At 50.3% G+C, this 21,449-nt stretch carries 15 protein-coding genes; 13 read left to right on the top strand and 2 right to left on the bottom strand.

Going from position 1 to position 21,449, the window contains the following annotated elements; genetic code table 11:
* The first annotated feature begins 1 nt into the window (after window position 1).
* From EYB31_RS01335 to EYB31_RS01315, 5 genes are all read left to right on the top strand, one after another.
* The gene (locus tag EYB31_RS01335) at window positions 2-985 is read left to right on the top strand and encodes an alpha-ketoacid dehydrogenase subunit beta (protein ID WP_131011455.1); all 984 of its coding nucleotides are present in this window, start codon (window positions 2-4) and stop codon (window positions 983-985) included.
* A 16-nt stretch (window positions 986-1,001) separates the two neighbouring features.
* Window positions 1,002-2,357 carry a 2-oxo acid dehydrogenase subunit E2 gene (locus tag EYB31_RS01330; RefSeq protein ID WP_131011454.1) on the top strand — a complete coding sequence of 452 codons (1,356 nt, stop codon included), beginning with the start codon at window positions 1,002-1,004 and terminating at the stop codon, window positions 2,355-2,357.
* A 13-nt stretch (window positions 2,358-2,370) separates the two neighbouring features.
* Window positions 2,371-3,747 (top strand): dihydrolipoyl dehydrogenase, encoded by a 1,377-nt coding sequence (lpdA, locus tag EYB31_RS01325; RefSeq protein WP_131011453.1) that lies wholly within the window; start codon window positions 2,371-2,373, stop codon window positions 3,745-3,747.
* Window positions 3,748-3,921: 174 nt separating this feature from the next.
* Entirely contained in the window at window positions 3,922-4,899 is a 978-nt protein-coding gene (locus EYB31_RS01320) for a sugar-binding transcriptional regulator (protein ID WP_131011452.1), read from the top strand.
* A 152-nt stretch (window positions 4,900-5,051) separates the two neighbouring features.
* A complete protein-coding gene (locus EYB31_RS01315) occupies window positions 5,052-5,924 on the top strand; it encodes a divergent polysaccharide deacetylase family protein (protein WP_338119889.1) in 873 nt (290 codons plus the stop codon).
* A 19-nt stretch (window positions 5,925-5,943) separates the two neighbouring features.
* Here the strand turns inward: EYB31_RS01315 and EYB31_RS01310 are convergent, their stop codons facing one another.
* Both EYB31_RS01310 and EYB31_RS01305 read right to left on the bottom strand, forming a co-directional pair.
* Window positions 5,944-6,447: a DinB family protein gene (locus tag EYB31_RS01310; protein WP_131011451.1), complete on the bottom strand. Its 504-nt coding sequence runs from the start codon at window positions 6,445-6,447 to the stop codon at window positions 5,944-5,946.
* 101 nt (window positions 6,448-6,548) lie between these two features.
* On the bottom strand, window positions 6,549-7,223 hold the full coding sequence (locus tag EYB31_RS01305; protein ID WP_240761994.1) for an N-acetylmuramoyl-L-alanine amidase family protein: 675 nt from the start codon (window positions 7,221-7,223) through the stop codon (window positions 6,549-6,551).
* A gap of 189 nt (window positions 7,224-7,412) precedes the next feature.
* Between EYB31_RS01305 and lonB the strand changes: the two genes are divergently transcribed.
* The 8 genes from lonB to EYB31_RS01265 all read left to right on the top strand — a co-directional run bounded on the left by lonB (window position 7,413) and on the right by EYB31_RS01265 (window position 21,237).
* Entirely contained in the window at window positions 7,413-9,137 is a 1,725-nt protein-coding gene (lonB, locus tag EYB31_RS01300; RefSeq protein WP_131011450.1) for an ATP-dependent protease LonB, read from the top strand.
* Window positions 9,138-9,229: 92 nt separating this feature from the next.
* The gene (gene lon, locus EYB31_RS01295) at window positions 9,230-11,560 is read left to right on the top strand and encodes an endopeptidase La (RefSeq protein ID WP_131011449.1); all 2,331 of its coding nucleotides are present in this window, start codon (window positions 9,230-9,232) and stop codon (window positions 11,558-11,560) included.
* 26 nt (window positions 11,561-11,586) lie between these two features.
* Complete coding sequence (gene yihA / locus EYB31_RS01290; RefSeq protein ID WP_131011448.1) at window positions 11,587-12,243, top strand: ribosome biogenesis GTP-binding protein YihA/YsxC; 657 nt, start codon at window positions 11,587-11,589, stop codon at window positions 12,241-12,243.
* Window positions 12,244-12,492: 249 nt separating this feature from the next.
* Complete coding sequence (locus EYB31_RS01285; RefSeq protein WP_338119888.1) at window positions 12,493-13,074, top strand: non-ribosomal peptide synthetase module; 582 nt, start codon at window positions 12,493-12,495, stop codon at window positions 13,072-13,074.
* 328 nt (window positions 13,075-13,402) lie between these two features.
* Window positions 13,403-15,196, top strand: coding sequence for a dynamin family protein (locus tag EYB31_RS01280; RefSeq protein ID WP_131011447.1), 1,794 nt, complete (start codon window positions 13,403-13,405; stop codon window positions 15,194-15,196).
* Window positions 15,193-16,938 carry a dynamin family protein gene (locus tag EYB31_RS01275; RefSeq protein ID WP_131011446.1) on the top strand — a complete coding sequence of 582 codons (1,746 nt, stop codon included), beginning with the start codon at window positions 15,193-15,195 and terminating at the stop codon, window positions 16,936-16,938. The genes EYB31_RS01280 and EYB31_RS01275 overlap by 4 nt, the downstream gene beginning before the upstream one ends.
* 16 nt (window positions 16,939-16,954) lie before the next feature.
* Window positions 16,955-17,509, top strand: coding sequence for a hypothetical protein (locus tag EYB31_RS01270; RefSeq protein ID WP_131011445.1), 555 nt, complete (start codon window positions 16,955-16,957; stop codon window positions 17,507-17,509).
* Between the two features lie 23 nt (window positions 17,510-17,532).
* Window positions 17,533-21,237, top strand: coding sequence for a dynamin family protein (locus EYB31_RS01265; RefSeq protein WP_131011444.1), 3,705 nt, complete (start codon window positions 17,533-17,535; stop codon window positions 21,235-21,237).
* Window positions 21,238-21,449 lie beyond the last annotated feature (212 nt).

The following is a 21,449-nucleotide window of genomic DNA, read 5'->3' as shown; positions in this document are numbered from 1 at the left end:
CATGAGAGAGATTACTTATTTGGAAGCGGTACGCGAAGCGATGACACAGAAGATGCTGGAAAACGATGATGTGTTTATTCTTGGCGAAGACATCGGCGTATACGGAGGCGCATTTGGCGTAACCCGGGGGATGATCGAGCAGTTTGGTCCGGAACGGGTGCGCAACACGCCGATCTCCGAATCCGCGATCGCCGGCGCAGCGGTAGGCGCCGCACTGACCGGCATGCGTCCGATTCTGGAGCTGCAATTTTCCGATTTTATTACGATCGCCACCGACCAGATCGTTAACCAGGCGGCGAAGATTCGATATATGTACGGCGGCAAAGGCAAGGTGCCGATGGTGCTGCGGACGCCGGCCGGTTCGGGAACGGGCGCAGCGGCGCAGCATTCGCAAAGCTTGGAAGCGTGGATGGCGCACATCCCGGGACTGAAAGTGGTGCAGCCTTCTACGGCGTACGATGTGAAGGGATTGCTGATGGCGGCGATCGAAGATGATAATCCGGTCATTTTTTATGAGCACAAACTGCTTTACCGGACCAAAGGCAACGTGCCTGAAGCGCCTTACACGATCCCGCTGGGCAAAGCGGACATCAAGCTGGAAGGCACCGACGTGACGGTCGTCGCTACCTCGATCATGGTGCACAAGGCGCTGGAAGCGGCGGTCGAGCTGCAGAAGGAAGGCATCAGCGTCGAAGTGGTCGATCCGAGAACGCTTGTTCCGCTTGATGAAGAAACGATTATCGGCTCCGTCAAAAAAACCGGCCGGCTGGTCGTCGTACACGAAGCCGTCAAACGCGGCGGATTCGGCGGAGAGATTGCCAGCATGATCGCGGAAAGCGAAGCTTTTGATTACCTTGATGCTCCGATTCAGCGCCTGGGCGGCATATCCGTGCCTATCCCTTATAACCCGCAGCTTGAAAAAAGCGCAGTGCCTCAAGTGGAAGACATTATCCGCGCTGTCAAGAAAACCTTGAATAAAGCATAAAAGGGAGGGGTAAGCCGTGGCAACGGAAGTATTTATGCCCAAACTGGGGATGACGATGGAAAAAGGAACGATCATCCGCTGGTTTAAAGAGGTCGGGGAGCCGATCAGTGCCGGCGAACCGCTGCTGGAAGTGCTGACCGATAAGATCAATATCGATGTGGAAGCTTATGTCTCCGGCATTTTGCTCAAAAGGTATTACGAAGCCGACACTGATGTGCCGGTCAACGAAGTGATCGGTTACATCGGCCAAGCGGGAGAGATGACTCCGGATAATCCGCCGGCAGCGGGCGCATCTGGAGAAGCGGAACCGCAAGCGGCGGCTGCGGGACAGACGCCGGCGGCAGCGGCAGCGACGGACGAGCAGACTGCGGCGCCGGGCAAGGTGAGGGCGACGCCTGCGGCCAAAAAAGCGGCCCGCGAACACGATGTGCAATTGCATCTTGTTGCAGGAACGGGAGAAAATGGCAGAATTCATCGCGCTAATGTGCTTGATTACGTCATCCGTACAAGCGAGTCTGCGGTGAAAGCAACGCCGCTTGCGGCGAAGATCGCCGCCTCCGAGCAGATCGATTTGCGCCAGGTGCAGGGCAGCGGCGTGAACGGCAAAATCACCCGCGACGATGTGCTGCATGGCAAAGCGGCCGGATCACCGGCCGGTATAAGCCAAGCCGCTTCCGACAAGCCGGTGGAGAAGCAAAAAATCGAAGGCTTGCGCAAAATCATCGGCGAACGTATGGTACACAGCGCGTTTACCGCTCCGCATGTCACGCTGCACAGCGAAATCGATATGTCGCTTTCCGTGCAGCTTAGACAAAGCCTGCTGGGGAAAATCGAAAAACAAACCGGCTTCCGGGTTTCCTATACGGAAATTATTGTAAAAGCCGTGGCCCATGCCTTGCTCAAACATCCGCTGGTCAACGCCACGATCGAAGGCGACTACATCCGCTATAATGCCGATGCCAACGTTGGTTTGGCCGTAGCCAGCGCCAAAGGTTTAATCGTTCCAGTCATCAAGCAGGCTGACGGCAAAGGGCTCGCACAGCTGACGACGGAATGCAAGACGCTTGCCGGTTATGCCCGCGATAACAAGCTGAAACCGGAGCATATTACCGGCGGCACGTTTACGATCAGCAACCTGGGGATGTACGCTGTCGATACGTTCACGCCGATTATCAATCAGCCGGAATCGGCGATCCTTGGTGTGGGACGCATTCAGGACAAGCCGGTCGGCGTGAATGGGGCGATCGTGCTTCGTCCGATGATGTCTGTCAGCTTGTCATTTGACCATAGGATTATTGATGGAGCTCCTGCGGCAGCTTTTTTAACGGACTTGAAGGCGCTGCTTGAAAATCCGTACGAACTATTGATATAAGAGGTGAATCCATTTGGAAACATATGACGTTGCCGTTGTCGGGGGAGGCCCGGGCGGATACGTAGCCGCCGTCAGAGCGGCCCAGCTCGGGTTGACCGTGGCGCTTGTCGAAGGAGACCATTTGGGCGGCACCTGCTTGAATAGAGGTTGTATTCCTTCCAAAACGCTGCTGCGGTTTGCGGAAGTGATCGAGCTGATCCGAAAAGCGCGCGGCTGGGGAATTGAAGCCGGAGAACCGGTGCTTTCCATCGATAAAATGATGGGCCAAAAAGACAAGGTCATCGGCAAGCTGCGTGGCGGCATCGGCATGCTGCTGAAAACGAACAAAATCAAGCATTACGAAGGTTTTGGCACGGTTCATCCGGATCGCTCCATCACCGTGCGTTCGGGAGAATCCGAGACGAATTTGAGCGCGCGCCATGTTATTCTGGCTACCGGTTCAAAGCCCTTTTTACCGCCGATTCCGGGCATCGATAAAACGGATGTGCATACGAGCGATTCGATTTTTTCGCTGTCGCATATTCCCAAATCGGTGGTTATTGTCGGCGGCGGCGTGATTGGCGTTGAATTTGCCGGCATATTCGCCGGACTGAATGCCAAAGTTACCATCGTCGAGATGGCGCCGCGTATCGTGGCCACCGAAGACGAAGATGCTTCGAAGGTGCTGGCCAAATCGCTGAAGGACAAGGGCGTCAGCATCTTAACCGATGCCAAGGTCGAAGGCATCGGCCAGGCGGACGGAATCAAACGTGTTACCGTCGCTACGAAAGCAGGCACGCAAGAGCTGGAATGCGACGAGGTGCTGGTTGCGGTCGGCAGAACGCCGAATACGCGGGGACTGGAAGCGCTTGGTCTCGAGATGAATAAAAGTTTTGTTGCCGTCAATGAATATATGGAAACAAGCATCCCCGGCATTTACGCGGTCGGCGATTTGATCGGGGGCTGGCAGCTGGCTCACGTAGCCAGCGGCGAAGGGCTTTGCGCTGCGGCAAACATTGCCGGACACAAGCAAAAGATGAACTACCGCGTAGTGCCGCGCTGCATCTATACATCACCGGAAATCGCAAGTGTCGGCATTAGCGTCGAAACCGCCAAGCAACTGGGCTATCAGGTGAAAGTCGAGAAGTTTCATCACCTTGGCAACGGCAAAGCGATTGCGATGGATGAAACCGAAGGATTCGTCAAGCTGATTTCCGAAGAGAAGTTCGGCGAAATTCTTGGAGTCGTCATGGTGGGGCCGCATGTTACGGAAATGATCTCCGAAGCGGCTGCTTACATGCACCTTGAAGGCACCGTAGAGGAGCTGGCGAACATGATTCACCCGCACCCGGCGGTCTCGGAATCGTTGTTTGAAGCCGCCAATGCTTGGCTGGGATATAAGGCGCATTAACGGAAAATTTACATTTAACCATTCTTCTTCAAGGTTTGTAAGGGCTGCCACGACAACATATCTTATGTTACAATAAACGTAATCAAACGCCGCTTCCGCGAGGCCATTACATACGCCCGCGGGAGGGGGGCCGCTTTACAGGATAAATAAGATGCATGTAAAAAGGTGGTTCTTATGCTTAGTTTAGAAGAAAAAAAACTGATCATTAAAATATGCAAATTGTATTATTTTGAAGCGTGGACACAAGAGAAAATCGCCACCAAAATCGGCGTATCCCGGCCCGTCATTTCCAAACTGCTGCAAAAAGCAAGGGATGAAGGCGTCGTTGAGATTATTATTCATGACGATACGATTAATACAAGCGATTTAGAGCAGGAGATTGAAAGGGCTTTCCAGTTGGACGAAGTGGTTGTCGTGCCGACACGGGATATGACCGACGAGTTGATGTACAGTCAGGTCGCGCGGGCGGCCGCCGCATATGTGCTGAAAAATCTTAAAAACGTCAAGCGTATCGGCGTATCGTGGGGAACGACGCTTTTCCATCTGGTCAAGGAGTTTCCCTATGAGGACCGGGAAGATATTAAAGTGATTCCGCTTGTCGGAGGCATGGGGACCAACCGGATCGAAATCCACTCCAATCAGATCGCTTATGAATTGTCCAAAAAGCTGAACGGCAAATGCGAATCGCTGTACGCCCCTGCCATCGTGGAAACGGAGGATTTGAAGGAGCGGATGCTGGAGCTTTCCAATATCGCCTCCGTGTTGGAGGAAGGCTACCAGAGCGATCTGGCTATCGTGGGGATCGGCACGCCGTTTGCCTCATCGACGATGGAGAAAATCGGCTATATCGATCAGGATGTCATTAACGAACTCCGAGCCGGCGAAGCGGTCGGCGATATCAACTCGCGTTTTATCGATAAGGACGGTAAGCTGGCCGAACACCCGATCAACAATAAAGTGATCGGTATGGAGCTGGAGAGGCTCAAAAGCATCAAAAATGTCGTTGGCATCGCTGCCGGCTCGCACAAAACCGAAAGTGTTCTCGCGACCTTGAAGGGCGGATATTTGAAGGTGCTGATTACCGACGAACAAACCGCCAGCGAGCTGGTCAACCGGATTAACGAATCGGCGGCCAATGAAGTTACGGTGTAATGCCGCTTAATGAATAACATGACGGAATGAATCTAAACCGCGCTTTGCCGGCTTATCGGCAGGGGCGGTTTTTTTGTATTTTACGGAAATCCGCATAATTCAAGATAAGGAAACAAATAACATAGATATGCTAACGTAACGGGGGGATGGAAATGAAACATCGACTTACGACACGAAAGGCTGCCGGGATGCTGGCCGGAATGCTTGTATTGGCATTGGCGCTGCTCCCGGTGCATGCCGCGGCAACGGCTAGTGCGATAGCCGGAGGCGAGCCGCGCGAGCAAGTGCAGAACCATACGCCCCAGCCGCAGCAGGACGGCTTGCAGCAGCCGGGCCAGCCTGCGCCGCAAGCGGCCAAAAAGCAAATTGCCATCGTCATCGACGATTTTGGCAACGACATGCTTGGCACGCAGGAGATGATGGATCTGCCGATCCCGTTTACAGCGGCGGTGATGCCGTTTTTGCCAACTACGAAACGGGATGCGGAATGGGCGCATCGCACCGGCCGGGAAGTCATTCTGCATCTGCCGATGGAGCCGATGAAAGGGAAAAAAAGCTGGCTTGGCCCGAAAGCGATAACGGCAGACTTAAGCGACGAGGAGATACGCAAACGCGTCATGGAAGCGCTCGACGATGTGCCGCATGTGATTGGCATTAACAATCATATGGGCTCGAAGATTACGGCCAATGAGCGCATCATGCGTATCGTGCTGGGCATCTGTAAGGAACGCGGGTTATTTTTCCTGGATAGCCGCACGACGCCGAAGACGGTCATACCGAAAATTTCGGCAGAGCTTGGAGTCAAAACGGCCGGCAACGACCTGTTTTTCGACGACCAGTATACGCGAAGCCACATTTCCAAGCAGACCAGGCTGCTGGCCAAGCTGATTGAGAAAAACGACGCCACGATTGCGATCGGACATGTCGGGCCGCCGGGCCGCCATACATCCGCTGCGCTTAAAGAGGCGGCGCCCCAACTGTCGCAAACCGCGGATTTCGTATTTGTATCCAAGCTGGTTCGTTAAGAACCGGCTTGTTTGCCGTTTATTTAGAGTACCAATACAAAGCGTATTCGGTCATGACGGAGGGATATCCCATTTGCCGCAGCATCGCCGTTATATTGCCGCGGTGATATGTGGCATGATTGACTGTTTGCAGGATAATTTCGGAATAACTTGTATCTCTTATCCCGGCATACGGATTATCCACCACAATCGTCTGATCCAGATGCTTCAACTGCCCGAGCAACGCCTTGTAGCTCTCCGCCAGTTCGGAGAACTTTACTTCCAGCTCCTCGAGTTCCAGCGCTTCTATTTGCTCCTTTAACCCATGCGCATGCTCCATCGCGTCGGACATGTTTTCGCCGCTGAGAATACGATACCAGCATAAATCGGTTATATAAATGTGCGGCATCACCTTTGATACGGAAGGAAAAACGCTAGTAAGCTCCTGAGTATAGACTTCGCGGGGAATCTCCTTTAAGCGCTTCAGTATCGTGCGGTTGGCCCAAACGTGAAAATGGTACATGTCCATTACGATTTCAGTCATAATGTAACCTCCAAGTTCTTATGTGCTTTTTCCATACTATAACAACACTCCCCTGACAGATGCTGTCAGGGGAGTTGGAGGCCAAATAAATTTTTCCTTTTTTAGGGAGTAGTCGCTGCCAAATATTCCAACACGCTGGCCGCGATATTTTCGGCGATCAAGCGTTGTCCTTTGCGGCTGGTCATCCGCTGCCTGTCTTTGTCATTGGTAATAAAGCCGACTTCTATAATAACGGACGGTATTTTACTGTGATTCAGCAGATAAAACGGCTTTCCGTATACCGGAGCTTCTTCCGCTCCGTATGCCGCATTCAGGCGTTTTTGCAGCAACTGGGCGAGCAGAATGCTCTGGCGGTTTTTCTGGTGCAAAACGATGGCGCCGTTTTTGGAACTCCGGGCGGCCCAATTCACATGGAGGCTGATTAATACCTTGGGTTTTACCTCATTGGCCAGATGGGTACGCTGCGCCAAATCTTTCCGGTGCCGGTTGCGGGTGCGAAGCCAATGATTTTCCTCGCTTAAGGCGTAGTCGTCGACGCGGTTCAAGATGACGATATATCCTTTTTTCGATAAAATGCCGTATATTTGCTTGGCAATGGCTAAATTGATCGTTTTTTCCTCGATAGTGCCGTAAAGCGTTCCGCTGTCAATGCCTCCGTGTCCTACATCAATGATGACGTCCGTAGATCCGAGAATGGGGTGAGCCTCGCCTATGGAAGGCGCCGGCACCGACATCATGATGACAGCTACAAGCAAGCAGATCAACGCCTTCTTCAAAAAAGCCCCTCCTTCCACGCAAAAGAAACACAAACGAGTAAATCTTACTTATATCGTTCTCCTTGTTTGTAAAGTCATACATGCAATTAAAAAGTAATGAATGTAAGGCGATTAACTCCTACAGGTAAAGGCTATACTACCATGTATTAGAAAAACTAGAGAACACGTTAACGAAAAGAGGTAAATGCCATGAATTTAAGCTTGATTTTAATGGTGATTCAACTGTTTTTTGCAGTGGTAATCGGCATGTATTTCTGGAACCTGCTGCGCAACCAGCAAACGAACCGGACGGCGATCGATAAAGAATCGCGCAAAGAGATGGAAAAGCTGCGCAAGCTGCGTTCCGTCTCGTTGTCTAAGCCCTTGGCTGAAAAAACGCGGCCATCATCCATGGACGATATTGTCGGGCAAAAGGAAGGTCTGAAGGCGCTGAAGGCGGCTTTATGCGGTCCGAACCCGCAGCACGTCATTATTTACGGTCCTCCCGGCGTAGGCAAAACGGCGGCAGCCCGTGTTGTTCTGGAAGAAGCGAAGAAAAATCCCGAATCTCCGTTCCGGCACGATGCCAAATTTACGGAAGTGGATGCGACAACGGCGCGTTTTGACGAAAGGGGTATTGCCGATCCGCTGATCGGCTCCGTTCACGACCCGATCTACCAGGGCGCGGGAGCGATGGGCGTCGCCGGCATTCCGCAGCCGAAAGCCGGCGCGGTGACGAAAGCACACGGGGGAATTTTATTTATCGATGAGATCGGTGAATTGCATCCTTATCAAATGAATAAATTATTAAAGGTGTTAGAGGACCGCAAAGTGTATTTGGAAAGTGCGTATTACAATTCCGAAGACACAAACGTGCCCAGCTACATACATGACATATTCCAAAACGGCCTGCCGGCCGATTTCCGGCTTGTCGGCGCTACCACAAGGCTGGCGCAGGAAATCCCTCCTGCGATTCGTTCGCGTTGTATGGAGATCTTCTTCCGGCCGCTGCTGCAGGATGAAATCGGCTTGATCGCCGCAGGGGCGCTGAAAAAAATCGGTTTCCCGGAAAGCGCGGAGTCGATTGATGTGGTTAAGCGGTATGCCACCAACGGCCGCGAAGCGGTCAATATTGTGCAGTTGGCAGCAGGCCTAGCCATGACGGACAAGCGTCAATACGTAACGCCCGCCGATATGGAATGGGTTGTCAACAGCTCGCAAATTCCGCCGCGGCCGGAGAAGAAGGTTGCTTCACAACCGGAGATCGGATTGGTCAACGGTTTGGCGGTATATGGCCCCAATCAAGGAACACTTATCGATATTGAAGTGACGGCAATCCCGGTGCTTCATCCGAAAACGGGCAATTTCAACATTACAGGTGTTGTAGACGAAGAAGAGATGGGCGGAGGCAGCCGGACGCTGCGGCGCAAAAGCATGGCCCGCGGATCGGTGGAGAACGTGCTGACGGTGCTTAAACGATTGGGGCTGGAACCGCAAAATTTCGACCTGCACATCAATTTTCCGGGAGGCACGCCCATTGACGGCCCATCTGCAGGCATTTCGATGGCGACGGCCATCGCTTCGGCGATGCTGCGGATTCCGGTGGATAACAAAATGGCGATGACCGGCGAGGTCAGCATTCATGGCAAGGTCAAGCCGATCGGAGGTGTCGTGGCTAAGGTGGAAGCGGCGTTTCAAGCGGGAGCGACCAAAGTCATCATTCCGAAGGAGAATTGGCAGGAGATTTTTGCCGGACTCCAAGGTTTGGAAGTCATTCCGGTCGATTCCATCGAAGAAGTGTTGTACCATGCGCTGGGCATGGAGCTTCACCTTACGTCGGATCAATCGACGGTGCTGCCGGATGGCGGTGCAAGCGCCTCGGTGACCGTGCTGCATGCGGATCCGGCCGACAAATCGCTGCCTTTGCAAGGATAAGCGCCTATCTTCGGGTGTTCAATTGGTGTTTTGCGGCATAGTTTGGTAAAATGTTAAACAACTGCAACGGGAAGTCAATGGAGGTGCTGACGATGGGACCGAACAAACAAAAGCTGAGGCGGCTGCCCTTACTGCCTTTAAGGGGGCTGCTTGTTTACCCCAGCATGGTGCTCCACCTGGACGTTGGCCGCGAAAAATCGGTTAAGGCTCTAGAGAAGGCCATGGTTGAGGACAGCATGATCCTGCTGTGCTCTCAATCGGAGATGAACATAGAAGATCCGACAACTGAGGATATTTACCGGGTCGGCACGATTGCCAAAGTACGGCAAATGCTGAAGTTGCCTAACGGGACCATCCGCGTTCTTGTCGAAGGCGTCATGCGGGCCGAAGTTGCCGAATTTTTGGAAAACGACGTTTATTATGAGGTAAATGTAAAGGAACTGCCTGAACAGGAAACGTCGGATCCGGAAATCGACGCATTGATGCGCACGGTGCTGAGTCAGTTCGAGCATTATATCAACTTGTCCAAAAAAGTAACCCCGGAGACGCTGGCCGCCGTTTCGGACATCGATGAGCCCGGGCGGCTGGCTGACGTGATTTGCAGCCATCTGTCGCTCAAGATCAAAGATAAGCAGGAAATCCTCGAAACCATCGACGTGAAAGAACGTCTGGAGAAGCTGCTTGGCATCTTGAACAATGAACGCGAAGTGCTAGAGCTTGAACGCAAAATCAGTCAGCGCGTCAAAAAGCAGATGGAAAAAACGCAGAAGGAATATTATTTGCGTGAGCAGATGAAGGCGATCCAAAAGGAGCTGGGCGACAAGGAAGGCCGCGCCGGCGAAGTGGAGGAGCTGCGCAATCAGCTGGCGGAAGCGGCTGTTCCGGACAAAGTGCGTGAGAAAATCGAGAAGGAAATCGACCGTCTCGAGAAGATGCCGTCCACTTCGGCGGAAGGCGGCGTCATTCGCAATTATATCGATTGGCTGCTGGGCTTGCCTTGGGCGAATCAGACCGAAGACGATTTGGACATTAACAAAGCGCAGGAAATATTAAATGAAGATCATTTTGGCCTGGAGAAGCCGAAGGAGCGCGTATTGGAGTATTTGGCCGTGCAGAAGCTGGTCAAGAAACTCAAAGGGCCTATCTTGTGCCTCGTCGGTCCTCCAGGGGTCGGGAAAACCTCGATCGCCAGGTCAATCGCCCGTTCGCTAGGCCGTCAATTCGTTCGTGTGTCGCTTGGCGGCGTGCGGGACGAAGCGGAAATTCGCGGCCACCGCAGAACTTATGTCGGCGCGATGCCGGGCCGTATCATCCAAGGCATGAAAAATGCCGGCTCCAATAATCCGGTATTCCTGCTTGATGAAATTGACAAAATGGCGATGGACTTCCGCGGCGATCCCGCAGCCGCTCTGCTCGAAGTACTTGACCCGGAGCAGAACAGCACTTTTAGCGATCATTATATCGAAGTTCCGTTCGATTTATCCAATGTTATGTTTATCACGACGGCCAATGCCGTTCACAATATCCCGCGGCCGCTGCTTGACCGGATGGAAGTGTTGTCCATTCAAGGTTATACGGAAATCGAGAAACACCAGATCGCACGTAAATATTTGCTGCCTAAGCAAAAACGCGATCATGGGCTGGAAGATGAGCAGCTGCAAGTGGAAGATCAGGCTTTAATGAAAGTCATTCGCGAATATACACGCGAAGCCGGTGTCCGCAATTTGGAGCAGCAGGTGGCGGCATTGTGCAGAAAATCTGCCAAAGAAATCGTGGCCGGCAGCGGAACGGTTCATATTCATCAGGGCAATCTGAAGGATTACTTGGGACCGGCGAAATTCCGCTACGGGATGGCCGAGGAAAGAGACCAGATCGGTGCGGTTACCGGGCTTGCCTGGACGGAGGTTGGCGGCGATACGCTTGTGATCGAGGTGACGGTGATGCCGGGCGGCGGCAAGCTGACCTTAACGGGCAAACTAGGCGACGTGATGAAGGAATCCGCGCAAGCTGCCTTCAGTTATACCCGGTCGCGTGCCGATCAACTGCACATTCAACCGGATTTTCACGAAAAATTCGATATCCATATCCACATACCCGAAGGCGCCATTCCGAAGGACGGTCCTTCGGCAGGCATTACGATGGCGACGGCGTTGATATCCGCGCTCACCAATATCCCCGTCTCCAAGCAGGTGGCTATGACCGGAGAAATTACGCTAAGGGGCCGTGTGCTGCCGATCGGCGGGCTGAAAGAAAAGACGCTTGCCGCTCATCGCGCGGGGATTCGCGTCGTGCTGCTGCCTAAGGATAACGAGAAGGATATCGAGGAAATTCCGGAGAGCGTACGCGGCGATCTGACCTTTATTCCAGTGTCGCATATGGACGAAGTTCTGCAGCATGCGCTTGTGAAGCCGGTCCACATATAGTTCAAAAAAGAAAGTTGGAGTCGAACATGAAGGTCAATCAAGCTGAATTTATTATCAGCGCGGTTGGTCCCGCTCAGTATCCTACGGACGCCTTGCCGGAGATTGCTCTGGCAGGGCGTTCCAATGTCGGGAAGTCATCGTTAATTAACCGGATGATTAGCCGCAGAAATTTGGCGCGGACCAGCTCAAAGCCGGGGAAAACCCAGCAGCTGAACTACTACAAAATCAACAGCGATCTATTTTTTGTCGATTTGCCCGGTTACGGGTATGCCCAGGTTTCCAAAAGCGAAAGGGAGAAATGGGGCAAATTCATTGAGCAATATTTGTTGAAACGCGAGTATTTGAAACTCGTAATTCATATCATCGATTTGCGTCATCCGCCTTCAAAGGATGATCAAAGCATGCATGAATGGCTCAAACATAATAATGTGCCCGTGTGTGTTGTGACCACCAAAGCAGACAAAATATCCCGTGGCCAATGGCAAAAACATATGAAAATCATCCGCGAAGCATTTGGGATGAGCAAAGATGAAAAGATCATTTTGTTTTCGTCGGAAACGGGCCAAGGCAAGGACGAGTTATGGAGCTTGATCGAGCAGCAAATTGGATATACTGATTTGGGAGCCGCGGCAACGGCCGCTGACGACGCCCCCGTCGATTCCGTTAAAGTCTCTGAACCCTAGAGGCTTTTTTTGCCGTATATCAAAGGGATTTGCAGGCCAAAAAGAGGGATTTCGAGTTTTTTATGGATTCATTTAGCATACTGGTGCCGAAATCGCGGTTTTTTCAGTTTTTCTCCAGATTTCAATGATAAGACGGCAGGAATATTAAATAATTATGTAGTATAATGAATAAAGAATAGTAAAAAGTTGCTTGAGGTAATAAAAAGCAGCTTAGGTTTGAAAAAAATGAATCGAGGGATTTTTATGGCAATGAGGTTAGCGACTGAATACGTCAAAACCCGCATGCAATTAACGGAACCGCAGCTGGCTGAATTCATTCAGATTTTCGAGAATCATGAGGCATCAATGCAAGTAAAGGTATTGGAGAACGGGAACCAGGAAGTTGTTTTATATGACGACGGGCAGCAGGAAATCGTGCTTTCGTTTGAACTTAAAAATGACCTCTATATTTTACAAGGTTCCTGCCGGATCACAAATCTTCATTTGGTGAATCTGATGAGGAAAGCGGTATCAAAATTTAAGGGCAGCGCGATCGTGCATAGGATTTATACTACGTATACAATCATCTATCATTACGAACGCGGCTCTGTCGTAAAAATCATCGAAATGTCCGATCAAGGACAAAAACTGATCTACGAATACAAAGACACTGTAGGTCAACTGCAGGATTTATTTGCAAATAATGCAGTTGAGAATGAAATCCAATCGCTTCATGACCAAATCAACGGCCTTCTCGATTTAAGAAATAAGGTTCATGATTCCAGTGTCCACAGCCATATCGACGATCGGCTGCAAAAGCTGAGCCGCAGGTTGTTCGTACTGGAAGCGTAAATAACCCGTACACATAAGAATGCAGAAAGGCTCTTCGCTTCGGCGAGGAGCCTTTCTTTGATAATTAGTTCCATAAAACTGTAGTTGCAGCTTTTTAGAAAGGGGTTATTGCTTTTTTATGGAGGATTTTGTTACTTTTTGTAGAACACTAACAAGATAATTTTATAATTGGTAAAATTATCTGCGACTTTTTATCTATACAACTCAGGGGAATAAGTCGCGATTAGGCGTAAAGGGAAATGATCGACTAAATTTAATAGTAGTTTTGGAGGTGTTTCATCTGCTCTTTCATGACCAGAAGACCAACATTAGTCATATATTCCAGCGTTTGAATGAGCTATTGTTGCCGTTAGGGTTTGCCGATCGTATTAAAGCATCGTTGGAACGGCTGGATCGGGAGACGATGAATCTGCTAGTCGTAGGCGAATTTAGCCGTGGCAAGTCCACTTTTATTAATGCGTTGTTGGGAGCGCCGATTTTGCCGTCCAAAGTGAATCCGACAACGGCCACAATCAATATTATTGTGCCGGGAACGGAGCGCAAACTTGTGATTGAATATCATGACGGCACACAGGTCGAGCATCCGCTGCCTGCCGAGCAAGTGAATAAATTTCTCGACGGCATTGTGACTGTTTCCAACGAGAACGCCAATAAAATCAAGCAAATTCGCATATTCGTCCCCGGCCCGATGCAAGCTTGGAACTGCGTGATCGTGGATACGCCCGGGGTTAACGATTTGGACGACCTGCGGGAAGAGGTAACTTACAACTATTTGCGAAATGCCGATGCCTGCATTATTTTGTTAGACTCCCAGCAACCATTGTCCGAGAGTGAGCGTCGCTTTATAACCGAGAAAGTGTTGCTTAATGACATCAATCGACTGATTTTTGTCATGAATCGAATAGATGAGGTGGATTCGCAGCCGGACGGTCCAAACGTTGCGCGCTTGCAAGGTTATGTAAAGCGGTTGCTGAGTGAGAAAGTGCCTTCTATCCAGGAGCCCGTCATTTACGCTGTATCGGCAAAGGAGACATTGCGGTCAAAATATAAGCAAGAATCCAGCGTATGGAGAAGTTCTTTTGAACGGTTTGAAGGCGAGTTGCACCAGGTTTTATCGCAGTTTGCCGGCAAGGAGCGGCTAGAAGAGCATGTCGATCGAGCGATTGGCATAGCTTACAACGGGCTTCAAACGATAGCGGAGCGGATTAGCTTATTGTCCTCTTCGGAAGAGGAGCTGGAAGCGCAGCGGAAAAGGTTGGAAGCTGAAGGGCGACATCTGCACGTTCAACTGCAAGCATTATCTGTGACGATGGAGCAAGAATCGTTGGAGCTCTCCCGCCGTATTCAGAATCAAGTGGAACGTGGTTTTTCCGATTTGCGGGATACACTGATTCGCCAAACGGAACGGTCTACCCACGAGTCGGATGTCCAATTGCTGAAGTCGGAGCTCTCTACAGGTATTCGTCAAGCTTTGGATAACGTATTGGCGATGATTACCGAGCATAAGCAATCTTTGTCAAACAAGCTGCAAAAGCAATTTTCAGCGTTTTTTTCTTCAGAGGACGTTATGGCATTAACGGTTCGCAACGCGTCCCAAGCGGAGCGGTACGAGACCAATGCATCTTTTTCGCGCTTTGATGTCTCCCGTCGATCGTATCAAATGGAAGAGGAGTCTTCCACGTTTTGGAAAGCTGCCGCGGCGGGTGGGGCCCTTACTTATGTAGCGGCGGCGCTAATGGGACCAATTGGCATTGTTGCAGGGATCATAGGTTCATTTTTCTTGGGTGGAAAAATAGATGAGGTGCAGCAGCAAAAACAGCTTGAGCAAGCGCTGACCGAGATGAAAAGAAGCATACGCACTCAAATTGATGCGATTATTCAGGAAAGTAAGCAAAACGCTTTGCAGATGGCAAAGCAAGAAATGTCTCCGATGGAGGCTTATTATAAAGAGCATGTCAACGGAAGATTGGAAAGCGTTTCATCAGCGCTGCGAATTCAGAAGGATGGATTGCTTCATCAATCGGAAAGTTTGCAGGAGCAAATTCAAGGTTTGGAGCGTTGCACAAACGAACTGTGTGTGCTAGTTGAGCAGCTATATTCAATCAGAGGGGCATTATCATGATTCCATACGTTCTTGAAGAACTTCAATTAATAAGCCGGCAAATACAACAACAAACCGCTGCCGTTTTGATCGGCGCTGTATCGGATTCCCTGAAGCGCAATACGTTTCATATCGTCATTCTCGGGGAGTTTAAACGGGGGAAAACGACATTTGTCAACTCGCTGATTGGCGACGATTTACTTTTTACCGATGTATTGCCGGCCACCGCTTTTATTCATGTGTTGGAGTATCACGAGCAAGAGCGGATCGAGATTTGGTATACGGACGGAAGGCAGGAACAGTTGGCTCTCTGCAAGGAACATTTGGCCGCGCTGTCGGCAAATCATAACTTGAACCCGGAAAGCATCCAATTCGTGAAAATATGTATGAATCATCCTCTGCTTCGGGATGGTGTAGTGCTTATAGATACCCCGGGGGTTAACGATCTTGTCCTGAGCCGCGCGGAGATTACCGCAAGTATTTTGCCGCATTGCGATGCGGCGTTGTTTCTGCTTGATGCAGCCGCTCCCCTGACACGATCGGAAGCGGAGTTTCTTCAAGCCAAGGTGTACTACCATAAGCTGGATCAAATCCTATTTGTTTTGTCCAAGAGCGATCGACTTGAGGAAGATGAGCTGCAGGAAGCGATTGAAGGCGCCGAGCAACGAATCAACAGTGTCACCGGCAAACATCTTTCCGTACATCCGTATTCATCCAGATCGGTATTGCGGCAAATCTCAAGCGGCAATACCGAGAATCATCCGCAATGGCAAACCATGTGGGAGCATATTAACCGCTTGCGGGAAGATTCGCGGTTGCTGCGGGACGAACGCAACGGGCAGAGGCTTTTGCTGGCCACCGACCTTCTCCTCAAGCATATTGAATGGCAGCAATCCCTTCATGAAGCAAATGACGAGCAGTTAAAGCAACTGGCAGTTCAGCTTGATGTGCTTATGCAGGAGATGTCTTTACGATTCGGACGCATGTTGGCCAGCATTGAAAAGATTGGCCGCCAGGCGCTTCAAGAAATGACTGCAATTTCTTATACCAAATTCAAGGAAGCGACAATGAACGACTTGCGTTACGATATTCGCTCCCGACAAGCGAATATGGAAAAAATGCTGGAGCGGGATATTCCACTTTACCTCGAACAGCAGTTGAGGAAATTTTCGGAAGCGAAGGCGTCCGAAATTCAAGTTTTTATCCAAAAGCTGCAAACCCATATCAGTGAAGAATACCAGAAGCATTTTCGCTTGCCTCTGGTGCAAGCGATCACACAATCGGGTATCCCGATGCCATCTTGGGTCGCTTCCGTTTCTTCAGATTCGCACAACCAAGTTCAGCAGGTCATCAAGCAGGTGGCCCCGTTTACAGTTGGCGCGACGATTGGAACGCTTATTTTTCCCGGGATTGGAACGATTATCGGCGGGGCGGCGGGAATGACCTACAACGTGATTTTCAAAAACAAGCAGCAAGAAAAGCTGCGGGACGAATTGCTGCAGCAATTAGAACATACCGTTGGGGCGATTGTCGATTCTCATCACCAGGAAACACGCAAGGCCATCGACGATTGGTTCGACAATATGCTGGTAGCGTTAAAAGAATATCACGATGGGCAAAATGGCGTCCTGGAGCAGATGGTCCGAAGCAAGCAGATGGGCCCTGATCTGCAAAAGGTTGAATCAGAGCTTCCCGTATTACTGCAGTTGCGTGACCGTCTATTGACGATCCGCACTCAAATAAGCCAGACCATTACGAATTGAGGAGGTACGATCCGACATGTCCGATTTTTTGCATGACTTTCTGCACCACAGCATGGCAAGCTCCCAACATCACGCTGACGATACCATTCGAAGTGAACCTAACCCGATGGGCGGCCGCGATTATTATAACGGACTTTATCAGAAGGTAGGACATACCGAACCGAATGCCACCGGGGGAAGCGATTATTTCAACTCAATGAACCAAAAGACGGGACATAGCGAATCAAACGTTTTTGGCGGCAAAGATTATTTTAACAACGAATATCAAAAGCTCGGCCATACGGAGCAAAATGCATTTGGAGGAACAGATCATTTCAATGCGCAATACAACAAAAGCGGGCACTCCGAGTCCAATGTTCTGGGGGGACATGACTATTTTAACGAATCGTATCAAAAAGTCGGCCACAGCCAAAGCGACGGAATGGGCGGGCAGACGTATTTCAGCACGCCCATGATGGAGACGGGTCGGCTTAACGCGATGCATCAGGCCTGGATGGATCAGGTGACGAATCCGGTTCACGGCGACCCGTTGAAGCAGGTTCAGCACCTCCAATTCCCGACCTTTATTTAACCTGTAAAGAGAGGCTTAGCATCATGTCAATAACGTCAGTACAAAAAGTAGATCCGCTTGTTGCGGAGCTCATGCAGTTGCATCCAGTCGAAGGGGAGACTGTGCTTTTTTGCGCGGAAGCGAAATTTTCCTGCGAGTCATTTTGGGGGGACAAAGAGCTAACAGGTCTTTGTTTTGCCACGAACTACCGATTTAGCTTGGTTGCCAAGGAGCAGGAGCTTTTATATACAACCAATCCTTATCGGAATATTCGAAGTGTTTTCCCCGAGGATGAATTTACATTTCAATACAGGTTATGCGATGACGAGAACTGGTTCGATTTGTCCAAAGATTCCATTTGTATCGTCACTTTTGCCGACGACAATCTGCTGGACTCGGCGTTCGAACATGTTGCTCAACCGCGATATGAGCTTCATTCTGAGCAGGTAGAGGGTAAGTTCCCCGGCATCTTTGAACAAATGTACCGCGGCGATTATACGGGGGCGCTTGAGCAACTGCAGAGGCTCAAGCGAGCCGATCCGCTTTCCGGGATGGTTGATTTATGGATTGCCAAAGCGCTGGAAGTATCCGGGAGATCGGCAGAGGCAGTGTCCCATGTTGCCAAAGGGGCATGGAAAGCGATATTTTTTCATCCGCAAACGTTTTTTGCCGAATACTTATGGTATCCATGGCATAGCGGTACGTTGCGTTTGCTCCCGGCGCTTGCGGATGTGGATGAGGACCGTTGGGAAGTGCAGCGCTATTTGCTTCACGCGATCCATGCGAAAACGCAAGACCAGCTGGAGCGGTTTGTCAAAAACAGTTGCCTTGCCTTTAAGAGCTATATACAACAAAAAGAAGCTTTTGAGCCATGCTGGTTTCACTTTGCCTCTCATTGTCTTGAATATGTGTATCCATCGACAAAGTCATACATCCAAGAAGTGCTTTTACTTATCGTGGAACGTTATGAAAACCTCTTTGAAGAGGGAGATGCGGCGAGACATTTAATGCGTGGTTTCTTTTTGGACATATTCAAGGAATCTTACGATTATATTTCGTGGCTGCAAACGTTGCAAACTATGGATGAAGAGGCTCAGTTGAAGTACAAAATATCGCTTGCCCAAGAGAATTTTGCCGAGCTTTTATCATGCCAAAGCGTAAAGCCGGAACTGCAATACCCGGAAAGCTACGAATTGGATGAATTTCTTGGCTATAGCAAATTTAAAAACGAATACGACTCGCAACTGCTCAGCATTCGTGATACCGCATTTAAAACGATCGGCGCTGCGCGAACGTCCGGAATCACAAGTCCCGCAGTCAAGCAAGGCCTCTATCAACTGACCCGTTCGGAATTCGCGAAAAAGCTGGAAATTCTCAGTGAGGAAACGCTTGGATTTATCGTTACTTTATTGATTGTGGAAGAGCATATGGCCTACGGTCGCAAAGAACAAGCGATGATGGTTATTCAGCGGTGGAAGCGTAAAAACGTTCATTTTTTCGGCCTGATGACCGAACCTTATTATCAGCATGCCGTTGTTATTGTGCAAGCTTATGAAGCGTGGACGCTTGGCGATCTGCTGCAATTATCCGACGCGCTTGACAAACTGCCGAACCGTGCTCCGTTTTGTTGGATGCACGAATTGCTGCAAAAGCAAATCTTAACGCTCGAAACGTCACGTTCCGCTTACAATAACGAAGAGGAAGTGCTCGAGGGCATGCTGCAAGCGTCCCAGCTTACGGACGTATTTGCGCAATCGGCGTTGCTCGATCTTTCCATGAGAAATAAAGCGAAGGAGTTTCACCTGCTGCTGCAAGAGCAAATTCAAGAGGCGAACAGCCTGCAGCGCGAGCGCGAAAATGCCGGAACGTTAGCCGACATGGCCGGTGAACGTGTGAAGTTTTCCGACAAATCCTGGTTCAGCAAGGTGAAAGCGTGGTTTACCGGGCGAAAAGAGCAGGAGCATCATCATGAGTCGGACGTCGTTCAACCGCTCAAGAAAATCAAAATTGCAATTGCAGGCGAATCTAGCGCAGGCAAAACTACGCTGCTTAACGCGATGTTTCGAACAAATCTGTTTTTTGTCACTCAAGAGGAAGCGACGGGTGTACCAACAGAGATTAGATACGGCAAGCAGATGCGGGTGGAAGTGTGGGATAAGGCGGGGCACATCCGCAATACACTGGACACAGAGCCTTCCTGGTTTGAAGCGGACGGGACCACGTTGCTGGAGCAGCATTTGAACGTCATCAGCACTTTTCTCATGCAGCATACAAAAGTAGGATCACCCGCCCTCGAATGGGTCGAGCGGGTTGTGGTATATGCTCCGCTGGAGAAGCTGCCGCCTCAAGTTATTCTGGTCGACACGCCGGGGTTTAACTCTGACAGTCGAAGGACAGTCATTACGGAGGCGGAGATGAAGGTGTGCCATATGTGCATGTACATCATGGATGCCCGCAACGCGCTGAAAGGCAAAGAGATAGGCACGTTGGAGCTTATTCGGGAGGAAGCGGGAAAAACCTTTATCTTGCTGAACAAAATGGATCTTGTCATCGGCGATGATGAGCTTGATTGCGACGGAGGGGATGCTGCGGATGAAACGGTGGCGCGCGTCCGCCGGGATCTCGCGGCGTATTTCCGGCTTCCGGATGTCGTCGTGTATCCGATCAGTTCCATGCCTAAGCAGCAGCTTAGCGCGGAAGCGCACCGATATGCGGACCACTTGCATGAGGTGATTGAGGCTATTTTCAAGGAATCGGAGCACCAGCAGTTGGATTTGGCTATCGACGCTTCCGCCAAAATTGCGATTGAAGTGCATCAAGGGATTAATCAAACTTTTATCCAAGCGGCGGAACAACATGAGCAAGAAATTCGGCGAATGGAGAAAGCGATCCCGCAGGACTTTACGATTTATGCGGATCAGGTGCAAGGGTTAATCCGTCAAAATGTAGCCATGCACCGCTCCGAGTTCGTAGACACGATGATTAAGGAATTAAATGATGCGTTTCAAGGCGCCGCGGATTCCATGATGTCTTGGCTGCAAAGTGTTACCTCGGCGGGTACATTAAAAAACGAAGTGCAGGGACAAGCTACCCAACTGCTCCAAAATGCGTTAACACGTATTGACAACGCTCGTCAACGCGAGCTGGAACGAATGGGAAAGCGAACATCTGAAGAGGCAGCGGCTTTTTTGCAAGAGATATACAGTAACTTGCCGTTCCCGACCACTTTTGATACGAAGGCGTTCCTGAGAGCCATGTCTACGGAACAGATGACTTCTTCCGCGGGATTGCAAACCGAGCTGAACAATATCAATTACGGAAACGGGCTTAACGGAGGATCGGTGGCTGGAGCCATTGTAGGTACTTTTCTTTTGGGCCCGATCGGCACGATCATCGGCGGGTTCCTTGGGCAACTACTGGGTGGGAAATCACTTGGTGACGTCAAGCAAGAGGTGTACAACACGTACATAAATACGATTCATCAAACATGGGATCAAGTAGCGGATATTTGCGATCAGGATTTAAGCGAAGAACGTACAGCCTCTTTTATGAACAATCTGAGTAAAGCTGTGCAGCAGCAGCTTGAACAATGCAAAATCATCGTACGGCGGGAAATTGAAACCAAGGAAAATTCGTTGGACGAACAAGTGTCCGAGCTTATCCGTATGCAGCTTTCGGGCCATCAGTTGCGGCGCGTGATGGAGCGTTTGCGTCAATGGCGTATGGTGCGGCGGGCCAGATTGGGATAAAAGGGGGTAATGAGTGATGGAATAACACTGGCACAACGGCCAAGCTTTGCTCATATGTTGAGCATTGTGTGATGGCGGTCAAGGTAAATCATCCCTGACCCCGAAAAAGTATTGCTTTTCTGATCAATAGATGTTATTTTTATTCTCGTTGAAAAATCATATAGGAACCAGGATTCACTCAGGACAACGAGAGTTGCGAGAGGTTGTTCCCT

It is taken from the genome of Paenibacillus thalictri (assembly GCF_004307995.1).
GTDB lineage: Bacteria > Bacillota > Bacilli > Paenibacillales > NBRC-103111 > Paenibacillus_AF > Paenibacillus_AF thalictri.
The sequence above is the reverse complement of the archived record's forward strand: the minus strand, read 5'-3'. Positions and strand labels throughout refer to the sequence as shown.

Excerpts from the sequence above, each read along its gene's own strand:
- EYB31_RS01335 (WP_131011455.1), top strand. The coding sequence starts at position 2 with ATGAGAGAGATTACTTATTTGGAAGCGGTACGCGAAGCGATGACACAG.
- EYB31_RS01320 (WP_131011452.1), top strand. The coding sequence starts at position 3,922 with ATGCTTAGTTTAGAAGAAAAAAAACTGATCATTAAAATATGCAAATTG.
- EYB31_RS01315 (WP_338119889.1), top strand. The coding sequence starts at position 5,052 with ATGAAACATCGACTTACGACACGAAAGGCTGCCGGGATGCTGGCCGGA.
- EYB31_RS01310 (WP_131011451.1), bottom strand. The coding sequence starts at position 6,447 with ATGACTGAAATCGTAATGGACATGTACCATTTTCACGTTTGGGCCAAC.
- lonB (WP_131011450.1), top strand. The coding sequence starts at position 7,413 with ATGAATTTAAGCTTGATTTTAATGGTGATTCAACTGTTTTTTGCAGTG.
- lon (WP_131011449.1), top strand. The coding sequence starts at position 9,230 with ATGGGACCGAACAAACAAAAGCTGAGGCGGCTGCCCTTACTGCCTTTA.
- yihA (WP_131011448.1), top strand. The coding sequence starts at position 11,587 with ATGAAGGTCAATCAAGCTGAATTTATTATCAGCGCGGTTGGTCCCGCT.
- EYB31_RS01285 (WP_338119888.1), top strand. The coding sequence starts at position 12,493 with ATGAGGTTAGCGACTGAATACGTCAAAACCCGCATGCAATTAACGGAA.
- EYB31_RS01275 (WP_131011446.1), top strand. The coding sequence starts at position 15,193 with ATGATTCCATACGTTCTTGAAGAACTTCAATTAATAAGCCGGCAAATA.
- EYB31_RS01270 (WP_131011445.1), top strand. The coding sequence starts at position 16,955 with ATGTCCGATTTTTTGCATGACTTTCTGCACCACAGCATGGCAAGCTCC.
- EYB31_RS01265 (WP_131011444.1), top strand. The coding sequence starts at position 17,533 with ATGTCAATAACGTCAGTACAAAAAGTAGATCCGCTTGTTGCGGAGCTC.